Raw genomic sequence first — 22,381 nt, 5'->3', positions numbered from 1 at the left:
CGGGATCGTCGCGACCTGCGAAATGCAAATCGTCCACGGTCCCGGCCGCCCCGCCCCGGGGGCGTCCAGAGAGGTTAGTGGATGGATTTCCGCACGTTCGTCCGGACGCTTCTGTTGCATTGGAAGCTCGTGGTGGGGGCGGTCCTGGCCTGTCTGGCCGGCGCGGCAGCGATCACCGCGTTCCAGACCAAGAGCTACGAGTCCTCGGCCACCGTCCTGCTCTCCTTCTCCGGCGAAACCGACCTGATGCAGGTGTACCAGGGCACGCAGGCCGCAGAGGAACGCCTGTCCTCCTACGCGGCGATAGCGGGTGGGCATGCCGTGGCCGAACGCGCGGTCGAGCACTTCCACCTGCCGGTCAGCGCCGACGTCCTGGCGAACGAAACCAAGGTGGCGTTCACGCCGAAGTCGACACTGTTCACCGTCACCGTCACCGACACCGACCCCAACCGCGCCGCGGCACTGGCCAAAGCGGTCGCCGACGAGTTCACCATGATGGTCGGCACGCTGGGTGCTCCCAAAGCCCCCGGCGCACCGCTGACCCCGCAGCCCACGCCGTCGCCCTCGGCTGCGCCGTCCACCGACCAGCCCCAGGCCGGTGACACCACTCCTTCGCTGTCGGCGTCGGCGTCGGTGCCGGCGCCGGTTTCGGCCACCACGGCAGCACCGACGGCGGCACCGGACGCACAGCAGGAGCCGACGCAGCAGGCCTCACCGACGCCGTCGCAGCTGCCGATGGCCCGGGCCACCGTCGTCGAACAGCCCGGGGTGCCCGACAAGCCGGTCAAGCCCGTGCCGGTGCGCAACATGGCGATGGGCTTGGTGGCCGGCTTGCTGCTGGGCACCGGGGTGGCGCTGACCCGCGAGGCCGCCGACCGCACGGTGCGCGACCGAGCGAAGCTGGAAAACCTCACCGGTCTGCCGACCTTGGCCGAGCTGCCCGGGCACCGCGGCAACGCCCCGCGATTCGGCACCGACATCTCGTTCGACGACGCGGTGCGGGGCCTGCGCGCACGGCTGCTGCGGGCGATTGGACCCGGCGCCAACCGGGTGTTGCTGACGGCGCCGTTCGGCGGTGAGGGGACCACCACCACCGCGATCAACCTGTCCCGGGCCTTCGCGGAGCTGGGCGAGGACGTGCTGCTGATCGAGGGCGACCCGCGGCGGCCGACGATCGCCGGGTTGTTGAAGGTCGAGTCGGGGGAGGGTCTGTCCAACGTGCTGTCCAACCCCGACATCGCCACCGAGGCAACCAAACCGACGTCCATTCCGAGGTTATTCGTACTTGCGGCCCGTGCGGTGCGCCGAGAGACGTTGCCCACCAGCGCCTTCCTGCCCGAGGTGCTGGACAAGGTGCTCACCGACGTGGCGAAAACGTTCGAGCGCACGGTGGTCGACGGTCCGCCGGTACTGGCGTCGGCCGACTCCGGCTTACTCGGCGGCGCGGTGGATGCCACCGTGCTGGTGGCCCGGGCCGGTCGCACCACCGAGGACGAACTCTCCGACGCGCTGACCGCGCTGCGTGCGGCCGGCGCCGACGTGGTGGGCACGGTGTTGACCGACGCCCGCATCGCCCGCCACACCAGGGCTGCCACCCGGACTTACCGCACCAAGATCAGTGGACCGGCGTGATCGTCTATCTGCGGAGTCGTCATCGCCTGGCGATGGCTGCGGCCGTGTTGGTGCTGTTCGTATTCGGGTGCTTTCTCTACGGCGCACTTTCGGTGCGTAACACCACCCAGGGCATCCTGCTGATCGGGCTGACGTTCTTTCTGATCGTGTACTGGGCCAAGCCGGAGTTGATGATCGGGCTGGCATTATTTTTGGGCTGCGCGGCGCTGCCACAAGGTTTGCATGTAGGCAAAGTGATTGGCCCCGTGTCGATTTACGCCTCGCACGTGGTACTGATCCTGGCGATCTGCTTCGTGCTGCCCGTGGTGCGGCTGCGCATGTCCGACTACCTGCTGCCCGGCATGTTCGGGCTGATGGTCATTTACTTTGCCGCCGTTGGTTTTTCGACCGGCCACAACACTGCGATCGTGGTGCGAGAGTCCACCTTCCTGTTCGAGATGATCGCCGGATTCGTCCTCGCGCTGGTGATCGTCTACGGCGACTACATTATGTTGTCGATTCACGCGATGGCCTTCACCCTGTGGTTTTCCGCGGGCATGGCCATCCTGGGCTCCTCCGGCGGCATTCGGTTGGCCGGTCGCACCGAGAGCCTGCAGGCCGACACCGGGGACGCCGCCAACCGGGTGATCACCTCCAGCCTCATCCCGGCGATCGCGGTGCTGACCGCGCTGGTGGCCGCTCAGATAGCCGGCCGGGTGCGGCCGTCGGCGTATCTCGCGCTGGGCTTGCCGGCACTGGTGATCGCGGTATTGGCCTTCTCGCGCAACACCATTCTGTCGGTGGGTGTCGCCGCCGTCGTCGCCTTCTTCGCCAGCATGGGCTGGTCGGCAGTCCGCCGGGCCGCCCGGCTGACCCTCATCGGCGCCGGCATCCTGGCGGTGACGATCCCGCTGGCGCTGTTCCTGCTGGGGGACTCCACAGCGGGGGTGTGGCTGGCCAATCAGATCACCGGCTTCAGCCATCGGGTGCTCGGCAGGTCGACCGGTACCGCGCTCACCGAGGATCCCTCGACGCTGGCCAGGTTTGCCGAGGACCGCCATCTCAACGAGGCGATTGCCGCCGCCCCGGTCTTCGGCCACGGCTTGGGTTATGCCTATCAGCTGCCCTTCGGAGGCGATGACCCAACCGAGTTCACCCAGACGCTGGGCACGACCTATGCGCACAACTTCTACCTGTGGTGGCTCGCGAAGTCCGGTACGGTCGGCATGCTGGGGTTTGCGGTGTTCGCTTTAGCACCGCTGGTGCGGGCGCTACGCAGCGCGTCGGTGCCGGCCAAGGTCAGCGCGGCCACAAGTGTTGGGCTGTTGGTGATGTGCGTCATCGATCCGCTGCCCGAAGACCCGGCCAATTCGATGACACTCGGTGTCGCATTGGGTGCCGCGATGGCCTTCGCCACCTTGCGGCAGCGCGCGCCGCGGCCGGAATACGAGGATTTCGAAGCGATTCCGGCTGAGGCTGGTGCCGAGGCGGTCCGATGACGGTACGGATACTGGTGGTCGGCCCGGCGCCCGCACAGGCGGCCAGTCGCGGCGGCATGGCCACGGTGATGACCCTGATGGCCGCGCACCCGGACCCGCGGATTTGCATCACCCCGGTGCCGACGTACATCGAGGGCTCGTTCTGGTACCGGCGTTGGGTCGGAGTGTCCGGAATGGTGCGCGCCACTTGGCTGGTGCTGCGCGGCCGCGCCGACATCCTGCACGTCCACCTGGCGCACGGCGGCAGCGTTGTGCGCAAGGCGCTGCCGCTGGCGGCGGCGCGGATGGTGAAAGTGCCCACCGTGGTGCACGCGCACAGTTATGACTTCAGCGGCTGGTTCGACCGGCTGCCCGCGCTGGTGCAACGCCTGGTGCGACGGGCGCTGGTCGCAGATCGGTGGCTGGTGCTGGGTACGCGTCACGTCGAGGAGTACGCCGTTCGGCTGGGGGTGTCCACGGATCGGATTTGGGTGCTCAACAATGCGGTGGCGATGCCGTCACACTCGGTAGCCCAGTCGGATGTCGAACGCGTGCATGCGGTTTCACTTGGTAGGTTAGGCGTGCGCAAAGGCAGTTACGACTTGATCGACGCGGTCGGCAGGCTTGATTCTTCGTTACGCGGTCGGTTGCAGCTGACGTTGGCCGGCGACGGCGAGGTCGACGAAGTGCGCGCGGCGGTGCGGGCGGCGGGATTGTCCGAAACAATTCACGTGGCGGGATGGCTTGATCCGGCGGCCAGAGACTCATTGCTATGCAGCGCACATGTTTTCGTGCTGCCCAGCTACGACGAAGGCCTGCCGATGGCACTGCTGGAGGCGATGGCCTATGGGCTGGCCCCGGTGACGACACTGGTCGGCAGCATCGGCGAAGCGATCACCGACCGGGTGAACGGGCTGCTGATAGAGCCCGGCGACCCCGCCCAAATCGCCGCTGCGCTAACGGAATTACTCAAAGACGACACCTTGCGGGCGGAACTGGCCCAGGCGGCCCGCGCCCGAGCCGCCGACTTCGGGCTGCAGCGATGGTATGAGCGGTTGGATCAGGTGTGGACGGACGTCCAGTGCGTGCCGACCGCCGAGGGCGGCAACTTGTCAGCGAAAGAACGCCTGTCGCACAGCGATGTTGCGAACTGGGCCGCGAAATATGTAACGGTGCGCAACGTCGGCCGGGTGTTCGGCCGCACCGCAATGGCCACGGCCACGGAGGCGTTGTGGCGTCGCCGGCTGCGCCAGGACCCAGCCATGTCGGTGGCTGACCACTTCGCCACCCGTGGGTCAACGGTGCTTGATGTGGGCGCGAGTTGGGGTCTGTTCAGCTATCACCTGGCCCGCCGGGTCGGAAAAAGCGGGCAGCTGTTCAGCTTTGAGCCGCATCCCGACAATGCGCCGATGCTGCGTAAGCTCGACGAGGCCTTGCCTCATGTGCATTTCAGTCAGGCCGCGGTGTCCGATACGGTCGGTACCGCGCAACTGTTGGTGCCCGCGCAGCACAACCGGCAGGTGACCGCGCAGGGCAGTCTGTCCCACGGATTCGACGGGCAGGGCGTAGAGGTGTGCACGATCGACGTGCCGTTGCTGCGACTGGACGAAGTGTTGGCGCCGGACTTACAGGTCGACTTCGTCAAGATCGATGTCGAGGGGCACGAGATGTCGGTGCTGCGCGGTGGATCGGAGATGTTCCAGCGTTGCCGCCCAACGATTTTGATCGAAATCGAGCAGCGGCATCTGTCGTTCCCGATCGCCGAGGTCTTCGGGCTGATCGAAGAATTCGGGTATCACCTGTTCTACGTCGCGGAGTCCGGGTTGCGGCCGATCGCCGAATTCGACGTGCAGCGGGACCAGATGGACATGGTGAATTCCGGTGAGTTCCATCCCTTCGCGATGCCCAAGGGATATGTGCACGACTTCTGCGCGGTGCGCTCACCGGAAATGGTGGCCGGGTTCCGTTAGTGACTCGGAGGTCGTGTCCCGATGTTGTCCCGATGTCCAGGGGCGATATCGCCGGTGATATCACCTTGGGTGGATTGAAATCTGCTGTGCCGCTTGTTCTTCTACGCGGTCCGTGGGGGGTCGCCGGCGTGGGTTGTCCACAGTTGGGCTTTGGTCTACAGGCTGGCTTTCGGGTGGGTGACGGCCGGGCTGGTGTCGCCGGGCGGGGATAGTATTCGAACATGCTTGCGAACACGCGTGCGGAGATAGTCGAGGTCCTCGACGCGTGTGATGCGGCCGTCGAGCGGTTGTGCGAGTTGAGCTTTGATGTGCTCACCACTCCGGAGCGGATGGCGATCCTGGAGCGGCTCGAGACGGTGGCGCGGCGGTTGCCGGTGCCGCAGCATCAGCTGCTCAACCAGTTGGGCACCGCCACCAAAGAGGAGCTGGGCGACACCCTGCGCAATACGCTGGCCGACCGGCTGCGCATCACCCGCGCCCAGGCCAGCCGGCGCATCGCCGACGCCGCCGACCTCGGTCCCCGGATGTCGCTGACGGGGGAGCCGCTGCCCCCGAAGCTGGAAGCCACCGCCGCCGCCCAACGCCGCGGCCGCATCGGCAGTGAGCACGTGGCGGAAATCCGCGACTTCTTCACACACCTGCCCGCCGACATCGACGCCGGCACCCGCGAACACGCCGAAGCCGACCTGGCCGACCAAGCCACCGCCACCCGGCCCGACGAGGTCGCCGACTACGCCACCGCACTACTGACCTACCTGCACCCCGACGGGTAATTCTCCGACGACGAACGCGCGAAAAAGCGCGGCCTGAGTCTGGGCAAACAAGACCCCGACGGCATGTCCAAACTCACCGGCTGGATCACCCCGCGCTGCGCGCCGCCCTGCAAGCCGCCTGGGCCAAACTGGCCGCCCCCGGCATCGCCAACCCCGACGACCACCTGCCCCACATCGACGAGGGCGAGCCCGATGCCGAGGCGGTCCGCCGCGACACCCGCACCACGGCTCAGCGTCAGCACGATGGGCTGCAGGCCGGGCTGCTGGCGCTGCTGGCCTCCGGCAAACTCGGCCACCATAACGGGTTGCCGGTCACCCTGATCGTCACCACCACCCTGACCGAATTGGAAGCCGGCACCGGCAAAGCCCGCACCGCCGGCGGCAGTTTAGTGCCGATGTCCGATGTGATCCGCTGGTCGGGCGCCGCGCACCCCTACCTCGCCCTGTTCGACGGCGCCACACCGCTGGCCCTCTACCACACCAAGCGGCTGGCCAACCGCGCCCAACGCCTGATGCTGTATGCGCGGGATCGCGGCTGCACCCGCCCCGGCTGCACCACCCCGGCCTACCACTGCCAGGTCCATCACCTCACCGCCTGGCAAACCTGCCACAGCACCCACATCACCAACCTCGCCCTAGCCTGCGGCATCCACAACCGCCTCGCCGACAAAGGCTGGACCACCCACACCACCAGCCGCGGCCACACCCAATGGCTACCCCCACCCACCTCGACCACGGCCAACCCCGCATCAACACCTTCCACCACCCCGAACGCCGCTACCCACCAAACGAAGACGACGACGTGCCGTAGCCGGCTGCCACACTTGGCGCGCATTGCGCGCTCTCTAGAGAGCGGCGGTGGCCCACCACGGTCGGCGAGCCTGGTCGATCACCTCGAGCAATCGCTCGGCGGCGTGGTCGACGGCATAGTTCTGCGCGTAGTGGCGGGCCGCGGCATGGCCGTGCCGAGCGGCGGTGGCAGGGTCGGCGAGCGTATCGAAAGTGGCTGCCAGAGCAGCTATGTCGTCGACGTCGACCGGTGGGCAGTCGGCAGGCTGGTATTCCGGCAGCGCGCCGAGATCGGAGACGATAGGCATCACCCCCAATTGCATGGAGAGCACCTGCACCCCGCTCTGCGAGGCGCGCCGGTAGTGGGCCAGCGAGCCCTTGGCCGCGGACAGCGTGGGCAGCACATCGGCATAGCGGTAGCTGCCCGAGCGCCACTCGGTGTGGCGCGGCAACCGTCGCGCATCGATCGACCCGTCGCCGATCAAGACCAGATTGTCTCCCCGCCAGCCACTTCCGTCCACATGTCGCTGCCACGCCGACAGCACCACGTCGATGTTCTTGTACGGGTTGAGCCGGCCGATCATCACGAAGTCGCGACGCCGCTCGGCGCCCACCGGCTCGGGGACCAGCCGCGGGTCCAGGTCACTGGTCAGCGGCACCACCCGCACCGGCATGCCCGCCACGTCGCGGCGGTCGGCCACCCCGGCCGCCACATACCGGCTGTAGGCAACCGTCGCCGTCGACCGCGCACCCCACCGGTCGAAGACAGCCGCCTCGTAGACGGGCCGCCGTTCGGAGTCGTCATGCGGGCAGTCGTCGTGCACCAACTGCACCCGCGGCACGCCACCGGCCAGCGCGATCCAGCGAGGATCGCGCACCAGCTCGGTGAGCACCACGTCGGGCTGAAAGTCGCGGATGCGGCGCCAGGCGGCGAAGCTGGCCGGCCACGTCGCGGCGGAGCGGAACCGCGGGTCGAGCACCAGCTCGTAGGCGCGGGCGGCATCGGACTCCGGATGCTGATCGGAGGTGACCAGCAGCACGTCAGCACCGCGGCGCCGCAACGCCTCGGCCTGAACGCGGGCCAACGGCCGCATCCACGGTGAAAGCCAAAGCACCCGAGGTGGATTCACGACGACGTCGGACTCTGCAGCGGCCCGTTGTCCACCCACCAGCGTCCGGCGAACTGCGGGTACTGCCGCTGCAGCTCACCGTAGAGATCGGGGAGCGTCAACAGCACCCGGTCGGGATCGGCGGCGATGAGTTGCTCGGGGGAGATGATGGCGATGTCGGTGCCGGGCAGCCGGCGGCCCTGCTTGGCCGGAGACCCGTCGGCGACACCCTGCACCAGCCGCCGGTCCACCTTCGCGATGCTGAACAGCGCCGGCACCCGCGAACCGGCCGCATACCCATACACCCTGTGGCCCTGATCTGCTTGTGCGACAAGCCATTCACGTAGTTGCACAGCATGCGCGTCGACCGCCTGCTGCATGCGTCGCAGCACCTCGGGTCGCGTCACACCGAACTCGCGCTCGCGCGCCAAGATGTCCTCGACATGCCGGTCCGGTTCGAGGTGGCCGTGCACGGCGGCCACCAGGAACGTTCCTCCGTAGAGGTCGAACTCCCAGGCGGTCGCGATGCTCATCCCCGCCGCACGGAGCAGATTGCCGATGGCGGTCAGCGAGTAGTAGCCGAAGTGGCCGTGCCGCAACGAGTTCCACTGGCCTTGCTCGATCATCGCCATCAACGACGGGAACTGCACCAGCAGCACCCCGTCGGGAGCGGTCACCTTGGCCCGCAGCTCGAAACCGGCCCGCTGGTCGGCCTCGTGCATGACGCCGAACGAGTCCAGCACCAGATCGGCGACTTCGGCTTCGGCCAGGCCACGCTCGGCGAGCAGCGACAACCAGGTGCCGCCGTGCGGGCTGCCGAATTCGCGGACGGTGCGACCGCGCAACCAGCCCCGATCGGCGACCCGTTGCACGGCATCGGCGGCCTGGTCGCGCAAGGCCTGCGGCTCGACACCTCGGGGCTCTTCGGTGACGGTGTCGTCGTCGGCCAGCTGAGCCAGTCCGCAGCGACCGCACAGGTCCATCGCCAGCGCGTGCGCCGTCTCCTGGGGGTCGACCGGCTGGTCGGCCGGTGGAAAGTGGTCGGCCGCAGGCACATTCCCCAGATCGAGGACCCGGGTCAGGTCAGCGTCGCCGCATGCTCGACAGCTTCTCACGCGAGTGCGGCACTGCGCGGTTTCACATTGCTGGCCCAGTGCAGGCTCGGGAGCGGGTAGACGATCTGGCCGCCCCACTCGGTGACGTAGCTGAGTTGTTCGGTGATCTCGGTCTCCAGGTTCCACGGCAGCACCAACACCACGTCCGGGCGGTCCTGGGCGATCAGGTCCGGGGCGTGGATCGGGATCCGGGTGCCCGGCGTGAAATGGCCGTGCTTGTACGGATTGCGGTCGACGGTGTACTCCAGCAGATCGGTGCGGATCCCGCAGTAGTTCAACAACGTGTTGCCCTTGCCGGGGGCGCCGTAGCCGACCACCCGTTTGCCCTCCGCCTTGCATTCCAGCAGGAAGCGCAACAGGTCGTGGCGGATCTGCTCGGTATGCTGCCGCAGTTGCCGATAGCCCTCGGGACGGTGCAGCCCGGCAGCCTCTTCGATCCGTAAAATCTTGGCGACCCGGTCGGTGGGCGGCCCGGCGACTTCGATCGGGCGGGCCCACACCCGGATCGACCCGCCGTGGGTGGGCAGCATCTCGACGTCGACGACGGCCAGGCCGGCGCTGGCGAGTGCATTCTGTGCCGAGAACACCGTGTAGTACTGAAAGTGCTCGTGATAGATGGTGTCGAACTGGCCCAGGCACACCAGGTTCAGCGCGTGGTGCACTTCTATGCTGAGCCAACCGTCGTCGGCGAGCAGCCCACGCAGTGATTGGGTGAACCCGCGCAGGTCGGGGATGTGGGCGTAGACGTTGTTGGCCACCACCAGATTCGCCGGGCCGTGTTCGGCACGCACTCGTCGGGCCAGATCCTGGTCCAGGAACTCCGACACCGTGGGTACCCCGCGCTCGACGGCAGCCGCGCCGACGTTCAACGACGGCTCGATGCCCAGGCACGGGATGCCTCTGGCGACCGCGTGCTGCAGCAGATAGCCGTCATTGCTGGCGGCCTCCACCACGAAGGAGTCGGGCCCCAGTCCGAGCCGCTCGACGGCTTGCGCGACGAAGGTCCCGGCGTGCTGCACCCAGCTGTCGGAATACGACGAGTAGTAGGCGTATTCGGTGAAGGTCTCTTCCGGGGTGATCAGTGCCGGGATCTGCAACAGCAGGCAGTCCTCGCACAGCCGCAGGTGCAGCGGGTAGGTGGGCTCCGGCAGGTCGAGTTCGGCTGCGGAAAGAATCTTTTCGCACGGCGGGGTCGCACCTAGGTCCAGGACGCTGAGCATCCGGTCCGAGTCGCACAGGCGGCACTTCATGTCAGGCCTCGATTCTCTGAGTCCGTTGTTCTGGTTGGGAGTTCAGGGCGTTCACATCACCGCGCCGATCGCGTCGAGGTAGGCATCGGTCATCGCCGCCACGGTGTAGTGGGTGCGCAGCCGCTCTAAACCACGCCGGCCCACTTCCGGCAGTCGGTCCGGGTCGGCCAGTATCTCGGCCAGTTGGTCGCGCCACGCCGACACCGAAACCGGTTCGACGACAAAGCCGGCCTTGCCGAAGTCCAGCATCTCCGGGACCGCGCAGATGCCCGACGCGGCCACCGGCACGCCGCGGGACATGGCTTCCAGGATCACCAGCGGGAATGCTTCGGAACGGCTTGGGACACAAAGCAGGTCGGCATCGGCCAGCGCCGGGCCCGGCCCGCGCGACCAGCCGCGCCACTGCACGCGGTTCCGAAGCGCCTCGGGTGTGCCGGCTTCCAATCGTTCGCGGTCGGGTCCGTCTCCGAAAATCGAGAGTCGCCAGGGCATTTCCGCCAACTCGTCGAGCGCCTCGATCAGCAGTTGGGGGTTCTTGTGTTCGACGATGCGGGACAGCATCACCAGGTGTGGCGGTGCGCCCGCCGGCCCGGTCCGGCGCGGCGGCCCGGCGGCAACGGCGGGTTCAACCCCGTTGGGGGCGACGAACGGACGGCCCTTGATCCTATGGTGGGGGGTCAGCATGTCCCAATGCCGTTGCGCCAGAACGATGAATCCGTCTGAGCGGCATATCGCGGCGGTGAGCGGCCGCGAGTAGATCGGCCCTTCGGTCTCCGGTGGAACGTGCGGGGCCACCAACCAGCGCCGGTCCCGGGACCTCGCGCGCCACAGTGTCGCAAAACCCGTCTCGGTGTTGGTGTCGCCACTGATCAACACCGACGGGCCGGCAGGCAGGTCGACCATCGGCGCCCACCAGGGTTGGCGCACCACCCGCACACTGTGTGGGATCTCCTTGATCAACGGCCCGAACCGTTGCATGCAGACGATGGTGACCGGGTATCCGCGGCGGTCCAGTTCTGCCGCCAGCAAAGCTTTTTGGCGTTCGGCGCCGCCGTACACCAGCCGGTTGGTGGTGATGACGATGACGGGCTTGCCGGTGCGGTTGGCGGTGGTCGCCCTCAGCACGGCCCTGCGGACTTCACGTTTGGAGCGCTGCACCCGGTCCAGCACCGAGGTGGCGGCCAGGTAGGCATCGGCGTGATGCACGCTGTCCTGGCGCTCGAGCAGCAGGGCGATGTTGGCGCGCAACAGGTCACGGTTGCGGAACCGTTCGACGGTGGAGACCTGCGCACCGTGTGCGGAGACGGCCTCGCTGGCGGCCGGGTTGCCGTGGTCGACGTCGAGTTCGTCGGCCAGCAGGATGCGCCAGCCCGCCGCGGCGGCTCGCTCCTGCCAGTCGGTTTCCTCGCCGTAGAGAAAGAATTCCTCGTCGAACCCGCCGATCTGGTTCCAGGCCACGCGGTTGATGGCCAGGCAGATGCCGGCCAGATAGCCTTCGATGCTGTGGGATTCGCCGGGCTGCTCCGGGTACAGGTGCGAGATCGGGGTACCGCGGAATCGGTCCGAGTAACCCGCGGCTGCCACCAGCGCCCTGGTCAGCGTGCGGCGGCGGGTCGCGATGTCCCACCGCTGCGGTCCGGGAGCGCCGGCATCCTGGATCAGCGGTGAGACGGCCGCGACACCGGGCTGGCGAAGCAGCGCACGGGTGCGGGTGAGCGGCCCGGTCAGCCGGGTGTCGGCGTTGAGCAGCAGCAGATCGGTGTCGGGCGGCGTGTGCTCCACCAATGCGTTGAAGGCGCCGCCGAAGCCGAGATTCACCGGGCCCAACACCCAGTGCACGTTCGGGTGCCGGGCGGCCAGCTCCCGGCGACCCGGATAGCCCTCGCCGCTGTTCTCGTAGACGTAGACCGGTAATTCCGGGGCGTGCTCGGCCAGCCCGGCCAGGCACTGCTCCACCAGGTCGTGGCTTTTGTAGGTGACGATCAGCGCCGACAACGGCCGGTCCGACGGCAGCTCGGTCGGCCCGGAACCCGGCGACGGCCGTTTGAGATACGCGCGATCGAGTTCGATTGTCATGTGGTCACCTCTTTGCGGAATAGTGCGGTCAGCGCCGACCAGTTGACCGGCCCGGCGGTCATGTTGACGCCCAGATATGCGACTGCGGCCGCGACGAGGACGAACACCACGTGCTGAGCCGAAAGCAGCAGCACCACAACCACACTGGCCGCCGTCGGGATCAGCAACCGGGCCAGGAACGCCACCGGCGTGCGGTAACCGCAGTGCCGACCCAGCCGCCAGGTGGCCAGCCCCAACCCGAAGAGCTCGGTACACACCAGCGAGATGCCGGCCCCCACCGCCCCGAATCGGCCGTCCAGAGCGAGATTCAGCGCCACGTTGACGACAAGTGTTGCAATGAAAAGCCCGAAGAAGAACCGTTGTTCGTGGCAGGCGAACAGGCCCTGCCCCAGGGTTCCGGTGACGAACCGCAACGCGGCGGCGACCAGCAGCAGCGCCAGCGTGGGCGCGCCCCGGTCGACGAAATCATGGTCGCCGAACAGCTCGATCAGCGGCCCGGCCAGCAACGCGCCCACCACGGCCACCGGAAAGGCGAGGAAGCTCATCAGCTCCACGCTGCGGCGCAGGAACGCGACGTAGGCACCCACGTCACGGGCGTAGAGCCCGGTGGCGGTCGACAGCGTCGACTTCTGGAAGAAGACCGACAGCGCCTCGGTGTTGAACGCGACGATATAGGCCAGCCCGTAAACGCCTACCTCGGCGTGGGTGTTGAGCAGCGACAGGATCACCCCGTCGGCACGCCAGTACAGGATCCCGATCACCGCAACGCCCATCAGCGGCAGGCTTTCCCGGAGCAGGTCGACGGATTCGGCCGCCGAGAACACCGGGCGCAGCGAGATGTGCCGGGCCGCCGCCGCGCCCTGGATCGCCAGGGCCAGAGCCGGCGGGATGAGCTGGGCGACCGCGAACCACACCACGTCGGCGTGCGTGGTCACCAGCCAGGCCACCATCGCCAGCGTGCCCAGCCGGCCGGCCACGTCGGAGATGGCGACCGCGGAAAACCGTACTGTGGAAAGGAATACCGGTTCGAATCGGGTCCGCATCGTCAGCATCAGCAGCTGACCGGACAACACCACCAGCATCACCCGTACGTCAGCGTCGCGGTAGATCAGCCACCCGGTGACGGCCGCGATCACGGCCAGCGGAATGCAGTACACCAGGGAGAGGCCGCTGTTGACGCGTACCAGTCGCTCCAGCTCGCCGCGGCCGGACGTGACGCGCCGCACGATCACGGTGGTGATGCCGAGATCGGTCATGGCGGTCCACATTCCGATGAAGGCGACCGCGACCATCAGCTGCCCCGTAGCGGCCCGGGCCCAGGTAGCGCGCGGTGATCGACACCGAGACCACCGAGGCGACCATCCCCAGTGCCCGGCAGATCAGCTGGATCGAGAAAGCGTGGGCGATCCGTGCCTGTGGCACGTCGGGCGTGCCCGGCGGCGCAGGCTCCGCAAGAGGAGCCCCCCGGACTCGTCGGCTCGAACACGGTGCCGCCCTTCATCAGTAGGCTCCGTCGCTGGCCAGGACGGCGCGCAGGGTCCGGGCGATGATGACGAGATCGCCGGCCATCGACCAGTTGTCGACGTAGGACAGGTCGAGTCGGACCGAGTCCTCCCAGGACAGATCCGAGCGTCCACTGACCTGCCACAGTCCGGTGACCCCGGGCTTCACCAGCAGCCGGCGCTTGACCTGGCCGTCGTAGTTCTCCACTTCGCGCCGCAGCGGCGGGCGCGGGCCGACGACGCTCATGTCCTGCTTGAGCACGTTGATGAATTGTGGCAGTTCATCGATGCTGTAGCGGCGCAACGTCTTTCCGACGGGGGTGACGCGTGGGTCCTGGTGGATCTTGAACAGCATGCCGCCGGCTCCCTGGTTCAACGGCAGCAGGTGTTCGACCTGTTTGTCCGCGCCGTCGACCATGGTGCGGAACTTCAGCATGGTGAAGGGTTGACCGTCCAGTCCGATGCGTTCGGCGCGGTAGAAGACCGGACCCTTGCTGGTCGACTTGATGGCCAGGGCGGCCAGCACCAGGATGGGAGCGGTTGCCAGCAGCGCTGCCAGGGCGAAGCAGAAGTCGAACGCCCGCTTCTGCAGGCGTTGCGTCCCTTCGTATTGCGGCTTGTCGACGTGCAGCAGCGGGAACCCGGCGATGGGCTGCATCGTCAGCCGCGCCCCCGCGACGTCCATCACACCCGGGGAAACCACCATGTCGACGTCCATCGTCTCGAGCTGCCACATCAGGTCGCGGATGCCGTGCACACCGAAATGTTCGGTACGGGTCACGGCGACGGTGTCGGCTCCGCAGGCGCCGACGGCGGCGACGGCGCCGGTCTCGTCGCCCAGGATCGGGATCTCCTGGCCGCCCACCTTGATGGTCTCGCCGCGATGCGGGCCGTAGCCCGGGATGCACACGCCGACAACGACATAGCCATCTTTGGGATTGCGGACCAATTCGTGCGCCAAGTGCGTGACGCCGGACCGGTCGCCGATTGCCAGCACCATCGTCTGGTAGTGGCCCTGCGCCCGCTTGCGCCACACGTATTTGCGCCACAGGTTGCGGCTGAGCAGCAGGCCGAGCGTGCCGACCGGCAGCGCGACGGCCAGATACCCACGGGCCAGGTCGATCTTGGCGAGCAGCGTGACCATCGCGATGATGCCGAACACCGAGAACGACGCGCTGGCGATGCGACGGTATTCGTCGATGCCGGCGCCGATGACGCGGGCCGAACGGGCCTGGAACACCGAGATGGACGTGAGCCACAGCAGCGCGAACAAGCAGGAGAACATTGTCATCACCGGGCCCGGATAGCCCGACATGTTGGGTGTGTCGCCGAACCGGACCAACTGCGCGAGGGCAATTGCCGCGCAGACGATCAGCGAGTCGGTGAACCGCAGCCGCGCCGAATACTGCTGCTGCCAGCGCGGCACGCCTCCCACCTTGTCCTTGGTGGTGGGCAGTGTGACGACGGTGGGCAGGCTGGCCTGTGTCCGCAGGGTGGCAGTCATGCCGGCAGCTCCCTCTGTCATGCGGACACTGCTTGGGTTGTGGCGCTTGAGTTTTCGACGTGTTCGTGCGTCGGTAACGCGACGTAGTGGATGCCGGGATAGCAGATCAGCTGGGCACGTAGCGCGCGCAGCAGCGCGACCGGCCCCTGCAGCAGGTAGCGGCGAGCCAGGCGGCGCGGCTCGCGAGTCAACCGATAGAGCCATTCCAGCCCGGACCGTTGCATCCATTCGGGCGCGCGGCTGGTGGTGCCGGCCAAGAAGTCGATGGCACCGCCCGACGGCAGGAACACCTTGGCTCCCGTGGCGTGCCCGTGCTGGTCGACCCAGTGCTCCTGCCTCGGTTTGCCGAGGCTGACGATCAGCAGGTCGGTTCGGGCGGCCCGGATCGCTGAACACAGTGCAGCAGAATCTGTTTCGATGTCGTAGGGGTCCGGCGACCACATCCCGGATACCACCAGTGCGGGATGCTTCTCGCGCAGGTACCCGGCCAGGCGCTGATGGGTCGCCGCGCTGCCGCCGAAGAACCCGACCCGGTGCCCGTCGGCTTCGGCCAGTGCCAGTGTTGCCGGCAGCAGGTCGGCTCCGGTGACCCGCGGCCACGGTCGGGCGGTGAGCAGTTGACCCCGCCAGGCGATCGGCATGCCGTCGGCCAGCAGCAGCCACTCCAGCAGCCCGCTGGGGGCGGCGCCCAACTTGCGGAAGTGGTGCAGGTGGTCCAGGTTCACCGAACCCACCGCCAAGCCGCGCCCCGAGGTACAGCGCAGTCGGGAGTCGATGATCGAGAGCACCTGGTGCGTCTCGCAGCGCTCGACGATGCTGCCGCTGACGACCATCCGTACCGATGCCTGGGCCGGCGCGTTGTTGGCCATGATCGCGCTACCCCCAATGCTTTTCGTGTGGGCGGATCATGCGGGTGCGGCTCCGGTCGGGGCCAGGCCGGAGTTCAGCAGGGGCCAGCTGGCGTCCTTTTCGGAGATGACCGTCACCGGAAGCGGCCATTGGATGCCGAATTCCGGTTCGCTGTAACGGAAGTTCTCTTCGCTGCCCGGCACGTAAGGGCCGCTGATCTGGTAGATGAGCTCGGTGTCGTCGGTCAGCGTCTGGAAGCCGTGCGCGACATAGGGCGGCAGGAACAGGGCGCGATGGTTGGCCGCGCTCAACTCCACCATCACGTGCTTGCCGAAGGTCGGCGACTCCGGGCGCACGTCGACCGCGACGTCGGCGATGGCGCCGCGGACGCAGCGGACCAGCTTGGCTTCGGCGTGCGGTGGGAGCTGGCGGTGCAGACCGCGCACCGTGCCGCGGGTCTGGTTGAAGCAGATGCTGGTCTGGGAGACCTCGGGTATCAATCCGTGCTCGGCGAACTCCTCGGCGCAGAAGACGCGCGAGAAGAAGCCGCGGTGGTCGCGGTGCGGTTCGATGTCGACGATCGTCACGCCGGCGACGCTGGTGGGTGTGTACTTCATCCGGATCTGTTGTCCCCTCTGATGATTCGAGCCGCGTCGTCAGGCGCCGGGAGAGCCGGTGATCGGGGTCAGCACGGCTTTTTCGGCCACGAAGGCTTCGGCGTACCGGGAGCGGCATTGCACGCCGCGGATCCGCATCAACCCGAGGAACGTCTCGTCGTCGAACCAGTCCCGGCCGGTCTGGGACGGATACGACTGAGCCAGCAGTCGAGCCTTCTGTTGCGCGACGTCGTCCGGAATCGGTACGTAGACAGTGGGATTGGGTAGGTCGGACTCCCACTTGAGAATCTCGTAGCCCAGCACCAGTTGCGCCCGGAACTCGGTGGGCAGCAGCTTGGCGAGCAGCCGGTGATCCTGGTGGTAGTCGTCGCGCTGCGGTCCCAGCACCAGGTCCGGCTCGCAGCTGCGGCGGAAGTCCGCGAGTCGTTGTTTGACGGTGCCCCAGTGTTCGGGCAGGCGCCCGTCGGGCAGATCGGCGACGGTCAACCGCACGTCGGCGCGCGGGAAGAAGGCCGCGAACGCGTTCTTCTCCTCGATTTCCCTTTCGGTTCCCGCGCCGCTGAGCACCAGCGCGTGGATCACCAGAGCGGGGTTGTCGCGCGCGATCCGCATCAGTGTCGCACCGGCGCCGATGGCGATGTCGTCGCAGTGCGCGCCGACGACGGCGACCGAGCCGATGGGGGCACCAAACGTCAACGGAATCATGCCGACAGGTCCGTCGGTGTCTCCCAGACCGCCCAGGGACGCACGCCGCGGTTGTAGTCGGCGTCGAGTTCGGCGCGCTCCTTGAACGTGTCGGCCGGCTTCCAGAACCCGTCGTGCTGGTACCCCAGCAGCCGTCCGGTGCCGGCCAGTTCGGTGCAGGCGTCGCCGACCAGGTCGCCGTTCTCCGGAATCAGGTCGATGACGTCCTGGCGCAGCACGAAGTAGCCGCCGTTGACATAGATGGGGAACTTGGTGATCGGGGCGATCTCCTTGATGTCGCCGTCGGTGGTGACGTCGACGCAGTGGAACGACGACTGCGGCGGCACGACGAGCATCGAGGCGGCCGCGCCACTGTCGTGGAACCGGTCGATCATCGTGTCCAGCGGGGCGTCGGTGAGCACGTCGGCGTAGTTGGCCAGGAAGTACTCGTCCTCGCCGAGGTATTTGCGGACCCGGCGCAGCCGCTCGCCGATCGGGGACTCCAGCCCGGTGTCGACGAAGGTGATGGTCCAGTCCGACATGTCGGTGTCGAGCAGTTCCACCTGGCCGCCACGCATGACGAAGTCGTTGGACTCGGTCTCGCGGTAGTTGACGAAGAATTCCTTGACCATGGCCTGGCCGTAGCCGAGGCACAGGATGAATTCGGTGTGGCCGTAGTGCGCGTAGTAGCGCATCACGTGCCAGAGCAGGGGTCGGGGCCCGACCATCTGCAGCGGCTTGGGGACCAGGTCACCGTCGGCGCTGCGCATCCGCATCCCGTATCCGCCGCAGAAGAGTACGACCTTCATCTACCTGCCCCCTTCGGGCTCGAACGGGCGACGGCTCTCGGTTGCCCGATGCGAGCCGCTGATCGCAGCTCTGCGTCGGCGGCCGGGCAGTCCATACCCGATAACTAAGTAGTGCCTAGTATACATACTATTAGAACGGTTTAAAGCCTAAAACTAAACTGCTAGTACAGTTACTACCTTATTTGGAGGCTCGAGCGAGGAGACGCGCCGGATGCGCAATGTCTGCGCTTTTCGGGTGGCTGGGCTGCCACCCGGCCGGCTCAGGCGAACGCGCCGTACCCCGCGGACGGCGGTTGCGCCATGACCGTCGGAACCAGGCCGTAGCGAGGTCCGGCAACCGGTCCTTGGGCGGCGTTGCGCGGCATCCCACCCAGCAGGCTCGGCGGCACCGCGCCTACCGGCCCCCCACCACCCGCGGCGGGCAACGCCGAGCTGATGCCGGTCAGGTGTGCGGTGGGGATGACGCTGGTCCAGGCCGGCGGCACCGACAGCGACCCCAGCGCGGCGGCCTGCCCCATAGCGCCGAAAGCGCCGGCGCCTCCCGCGCCCACGGCGTCCGCCGCACCCGCCACTGCGCCGGCCGCGTCCGCGGCAACCTCCGCGACCTGGGTGGCCGCGGCCTGCGCCATGCCCTGCATGGTCTGCGCGATGCTCAACAGGCTGCTCAATGCGAACAGCGGCATGACGGCGATGTTCAGCATGTTGGCCAGGTCGCCGCTGGAGGTAGAGCCGGTGGTGGGCAGGACCGACGCGGCGGCCGATTCGACCGACGCCAACGACGTGGGCGTCGCCAGCCCCTGCAGCGCGGTGGGCAGCGAATTCACCAGCGATGCCAGCGTGGTCTGCGTCGCGCCCGCCTCGCCGGTGGCCTGCGCGACGGCCGTGGCCTGCGAAGCCACTCCCGCGGCATCGGTGACCTGCGGCGGAGCGTCGAATGGGGTCAGCGTCGACGCCGCCGCGGAGCTGGCCGCGTAGCCGTACATCGCCGCCGCGTCCTGAGCCCACATTTCGCTGTAGTGGGCTTCGGTGGCCGCGATGGCCGGCGAATTCTGGCCGAAGAAGTTGGTCGCGATCAGCGCGGCCAACAAGGTCCGGTTGGCCGCGACCACCGTGGGCGGGACCGTCATCGCGTAGGCGGCTTCGTAGGCGCCGACGGCCGCTCTGGCCTGGCCGGCGGCTTCCTCGGCCTGAGCCGCGGTGGCGCCCATCCAGACGGCGTACGGGGTGGCGGCCGCCGCGGCCGATATCGCCGCCGGACCGAGCCAGGGTCCGCTGGTCAGCCCCGCGATGACTGCCGAGTACGACGAAGCCGCCGCCTGTAGTTCGGTCGCCAGGTTGTCCCAGCCGACGGCTGCCGTCAGTAGCGGCCCCGCGCCCGCGCCGGCGTACATCCGGGCGGAGTTGAACTCCGGGGGGCAGTGCGCCATAGTCCATTGCTGTCAGTCCCCCGCGGATCAACCCGTGGCGGCCGCGTTGGCGGCCTCGGTGGCGGCGTAAGAACCGGCGCTGACCTGCATGGCCTGCACGAACAACTGGTGGATCGCGGCCGCCTGCGCGCTCACCGCCTGGTACAGCTGGCCGTGCGCGGCGAACTGCATCGCGGTCAGCGCCGACACCTCGTCGGCGGCCGCCGGCGCGAGGGCGGTCGTCGGACCGGCTGCAGCGGCGCTTCCCGAACTGAAGGCGCAGCCGATGTCCTGCAGGGGTGCCGGCCGAAGCCGCCAGGGCTTCGGGCTGCGTGGTCACGAACGACATGTGTCTCTCCTAACCAATCGGGCATGAGCCGCGGGCGAGGGCCGTCTCAACTAGACCTCCACCCCGTAGATTGCCCAATATACATACTTTTGGAACACTTTGGGCGCCTAAAACCAACTTAAAGTACCTACACAGCATCTTTGCAGTCATTTGTGGCGTAGAACACGTCGGGACGGTGCCCGGCTGATAACCTCGCAAGTGGTGCCCGGGGGCACCGCCGGAGAACATGTGCCGGTGCTCCAGCAGGGGGGCCGGTCGCTCTGCTTGAGGAAGGCACAGGAATGGTGACGGGGACGAGCAACGGCGCTGACCGCGCTACCCCGGTCCGCGCACGTAACGCGCCCGGCTATCCGGGATCGCCGGGCAAGTCGCACGGGTCCAATGTCGACTGAACCGGCTGACGGACGAGCAGACACCACTCGGCAACAGATTCTGCGGGCCGCAGCTCACCAGTTCGCCCGCCGCCCGTACCACGACGTCGGCCTCGACGACATCCTCGCCGAAGCCGAGTTGACCAAGGGCGCCATGTACTTTCACTTCCGCTCCAAGCACGCTCTGGCGGTGGCGATCATCGATCAGCACACGGCCGACGGTCGGGTCGCGGTAGACGAACTGCTGGCCCGGCAGCTGTCCGGCCTCGAAACGCTGATCGACTTCTGCTACTTGGCGGCGGTCCAGGACATGTCCAAGGACGTAGCCAGGGCCGCATCGCATCTGATCGAATCGGTCGGCCGTACTGAAGGCCTGCAGGCACAGTTGCTCGGCGGGTGGATCACCATGCTGGCCGGCGTCGTCGAGCGGGCGATCGCCGAGGGCGACGTCTCCGGGGAATGGGAGCCCCGCGACGTCGCGCGCCTGATCGTGTCGATGTACATGGGGCTGCGTCAGGCCAGCGACCTCGACGATCCGCAGCGCTATCTGCTTGATCTGGAAAGAAACTGCCTGCTCGTCCTGGCGGGGATCCTGGAACCCGACCGATTCGACTACTTCAAGCAGTTCATCAGGCGCCGTACCGCGCTGGCCATTTCGTCAGCCACCGCGGCGACGCGCCCCGAGTGATGCGACACCGGCGGTTCTGGGACGTGCGCCCGAGAATACGGCGTTGACGGCTGCTACGCTTGACCGGCTGACCAGGATAAATGGCATGCAAAAGGTCCGGGTGATAACGGGACCGACATTGGAAAGGGCACGGCAATGGCGCGCCAGGTTCGGTCCGAGTTAACCCGGCGAAGGATTCTCGACGCCGCGATCGACGTGTTCAGCGAGGTAGGTTACGCAGCCGCCGGGTGGGGCACCATCATCGACCGCACCGGCATGACCAAGGGCGCTCTCTACCACCACTTCGACTCGAAGGAAGCGCTCGCGTCCGACATCATCGACGAGGGTAGTGCGGTGCTACTCGCCGCCTTCGAGAACGTCTGTGGATCGGCGTCGCCCGCGCTGGAGAACATGATCCACGGCACCTTCGCGATCACCCACGTACTCGGCTCGGACAAGACGGCGCGGGCGGCCGAGCAGTTGGTCGGCGCCTTGAGCGGGTTCAACGAGGCGGCGGGACGGTGCTGCACGTCCTGGGTCGCGGCGATGACGACGCAGGCGAAACGGGCGATAGCCGAGGGCGATCTGCGCGAGGACGTCGATGCGCAGGCGCTCAGCGAGGCGGTCGTCGGGGCGATGTTCGGAACCCGGATGTTGGCGATCGCGATGACCTGCGGTCGCGCCGGCGAGGGCCTGGCCAAGGAACTGAACGCCCAACTCAGCCAGATCTGGATGCTGTTGCTGCCCGGCGTCGCGGCCGAGGCGTCCTTGCCGTATTTCCGTCAGTACCTGGCTCGCGAAGTGATGCGCCAGCACCGTGCTGTGGAAACCGCTCCGGTCAGCGGTCCGGTGGCGGTACCGGACGGCGGCTAACGCCGGGTGCTCGACACCGGCCGACGGTCACGGACGATCCGGGCCGGGACACCGGCGACGTCGACATCGTCGGGCACCGCCTGGTTCACCACCGCTCCGGCGTAGATCCCGACTCGGCTGCCGACCGTGGCGCCGAGCACCATGGCGCCGGGCGAGATGAACACGTCATCGCCGATCCTGGGGTATTCGCCCGGCCGCCCCTCGCCCAGCGTGACTCCTTGGTGGATCCGGCAGTTGGCGCCGATCCTGGCGCGATGGTGCACGTGCACCCAGCCGACGTGGGCGACCGACAGGCCGGGCCCGAACGCATTCAGCGGGATGCCGAACCCGAGCCTTTCGCCGAGGAACTTCAGCCGCAGGCGCAGGTAAGCGGCCACCAGGCGACCGCCGGGGGTGCGGGCGGTGTTCGTCCAGTACTCGGTCTTGCGCAGCATGCGCTGAAAGTAGGGGGCGCGATGAATGATCCGGTACCGGTGCCGCCACCGCTCCAGGCCTTGGGCACGCAGATCCGCGGCCAGATAGGACTCCAAGTCGGTGCGAGTCTGGATCATCCGCAATAAAATACTACAAGTATCAACA

The 22,381-nt window shown here is 67.6% G+C and carries 15 protein-coding genes and 4 pseudogenes; 6 read left to right on the top strand and 13 right to left on the bottom strand.

What is annotated here, in order from left to right; genetic code table 11:
- Positions 1-81 precede the first annotated feature (81 nt).
- The 4 genes and pseudogenes from L6444_RS24705 to L6444_RS24690 all read left to right on the top strand — a co-directional run bounded on the left by L6444_RS24705 (position 82) and on the right by L6444_RS24690 (position 6,643).
- Positions 82-1,632: a tyrosine-protein kinase domain-containing protein gene (locus L6444_RS24705; protein ID WP_236977790.1), complete on the top strand. Its 1,551-nt coding sequence runs from the start codon at positions 82-84 to the stop codon at positions 1,630-1,632.
- Complete coding sequence (locus tag L6444_RS24700; protein ID WP_370653016.1) at positions 1,629-3,110, top strand: O-antigen ligase family protein; 1,482 nt, start codon at positions 1,629-1,631, stop codon at positions 3,108-3,110. The genes L6444_RS24705 and L6444_RS24700 overlap by 4 nt, the downstream gene beginning before the upstream one ends.
- Positions 3,107-5,059, top strand: a complete 1,953-nt coding sequence (locus L6444_RS24695; RefSeq protein WP_236977786.1) for an FkbM family methyltransferase — start codon at positions 3,107-3,109, stop codon at positions 5,057-5,059. The genes L6444_RS24700 and L6444_RS24695 overlap by 4 nt, the downstream gene beginning before the upstream one ends.
- Positions 5,060-5,280: 221 nt before the next feature.
- Positions 5,281-6,643 (top strand): annotated as a pseudogene (locus tag L6444_RS24690) (HNH endonuclease signature motif containing protein).
- A 34-nt stretch (positions 6,644-6,677) separates the two neighbouring features.
- On the opposite strand, the gene L6444_RS24685 reads toward L6444_RS24690, so the two are convergent.
- The 12 genes and pseudogenes from L6444_RS24685 to L6444_RS24630 form a co-directional block, all read right to left on the bottom strand.
- Positions 6,678-7,736 (bottom strand): glycosyltransferase, encoded by a 1,059-nt coding sequence (locus L6444_RS24685; RefSeq protein ID WP_236984411.1) that lies wholly within the window; start codon positions 7,734-7,736, stop codon positions 6,678-6,680.
- Positions 7,737-7,747: 11 nt separating this feature from the next.
- Positions 7,748-8,845, bottom strand: a complete 1,098-nt coding sequence (locus L6444_RS24680; protein ID WP_236977785.1) for a class I SAM-dependent methyltransferase — start codon at positions 8,843-8,845, stop codon at positions 7,748-7,750.
- The gene (locus tag L6444_RS24675) at positions 8,842-10,095 is read right to left on the bottom strand and encodes a class I SAM-dependent methyltransferase (RefSeq protein ID WP_236977784.1); all 1,254 of its coding nucleotides are present in this window, start codon (positions 10,093-10,095) and stop codon (positions 8,842-8,844) included. Before L6444_RS24675 ends, L6444_RS24680 begins: the two co-directional genes overlap by 4 nt.
- Positions 10,096-10,146: 51 nt before the next feature.
- Entirely contained in the window at positions 10,147-12,171 is a 2,025-nt protein-coding gene (locus L6444_RS24670) for a glycosyltransferase (RefSeq protein ID WP_236977783.1), read from the bottom strand.
- Positions 12,168-13,578, bottom strand: a pseudogene (locus L6444_RS24665) (oligosaccharide flippase family protein). The gene L6444_RS24670 and the pseudogene L6444_RS24665 overlap by 4 nt, the downstream one beginning before the upstream one ends.
- A 93-nt stretch (positions 13,579-13,671) precedes the next feature.
- A complete protein-coding gene (locus L6444_RS24660; RefSeq protein WP_264915956.1) occupies positions 13,672-15,177 on the bottom strand; it encodes a sugar transferase in 1,506 nt (501 codons plus the stop codon).
- Positions 15,178-15,194: 17 nt separating this feature from the next.
- Positions 15,195-16,046: a WecB/TagA/CpsF family glycosyltransferase gene (locus L6444_RS24655; protein ID WP_236977781.1), complete on the bottom strand. Its 852-nt coding sequence runs from the start codon at positions 16,044-16,046 to the stop codon at positions 15,195-15,197.
- A 36-nt stretch (positions 16,047-16,082) separates the two neighbouring features.
- Complete coding sequence (locus L6444_RS24650) at positions 16,083-16,643, bottom strand: dTDP-4-dehydrorhamnose 3,5-epimerase family protein (protein WP_236977780.1); 561 nt, start codon at positions 16,641-16,643, stop codon at positions 16,083-16,085.
- Positions 16,644-16,682: 39 nt separating this feature from the next.
- Complete coding sequence (locus L6444_RS24645; protein ID WP_236977778.1) at positions 16,683-17,348, bottom strand: PIG-L deacetylase family protein; 666 nt, start codon at positions 17,346-17,348, stop codon at positions 16,683-16,685.
- Entirely contained in the window at positions 17,345-18,136 is a 792-nt protein-coding gene (locus tag L6444_RS24640) for a glycosyltransferase family protein (protein ID WP_236977776.1), read from the bottom strand. Before L6444_RS24640 ends, L6444_RS24645 begins: the two co-directional genes overlap by 4 nt.
- A 260-nt stretch (positions 18,137-18,396) precedes the next feature.
- A pseudogene (locus L6444_RS24635) lies at positions 18,397-19,570 on the bottom strand (PPE family protein).
- Positions 19,571-19,590: 20 nt separating this feature from the next.
- A pseudogene (locus L6444_RS24630) lies at positions 19,591-19,891 on the bottom strand (PE family protein).
- Positions 19,892-20,272: 381 nt separating this feature from the next.
- Between L6444_RS24630 and L6444_RS24625 the strand changes: the two are divergent.
- Positions 20,273-20,950: a TetR/AcrR family transcriptional regulator gene (locus L6444_RS24625; RefSeq protein ID WP_236977772.1), complete on the top strand. Its 678-nt coding sequence runs from the start codon at positions 20,273-20,275 to the stop codon at positions 20,948-20,950.
- A 135-nt stretch (positions 20,951-21,085) separates the two neighbouring features.
- Complete coding sequence (locus tag L6444_RS24620; RefSeq protein ID WP_236977771.1) at positions 21,086-21,802, top strand: TetR/AcrR family transcriptional regulator; 717 nt, start codon at positions 21,086-21,088, stop codon at positions 21,800-21,802.
- Here L6444_RS24620 and L6444_RS24615 read toward each other — a convergent pair.
- A complete protein-coding gene (locus L6444_RS24615; protein WP_236977770.1) occupies positions 21,799-22,353 on the bottom strand; it encodes an LbetaH domain-containing protein in 555 nt (184 codons plus the stop codon). The two genes, L6444_RS24620 and L6444_RS24615, sit on opposite strands and share 4 nt — an antisense overlap.
- Positions 22,354-22,381 lie beyond the last annotated feature (28 nt).

Origin of the sequence: Mycobacterium kiyosense, assembly GCA_021654635.1 — a bacterium.
GTDB lineage: Bacteria > Actinomycetota > Actinomycetes > Mycobacteriales > Mycobacteriaceae > Mycobacterium > Mycobacterium kiyosense.
This window is presented reverse-complemented; position numbering and strand designations above follow the sequence as displayed.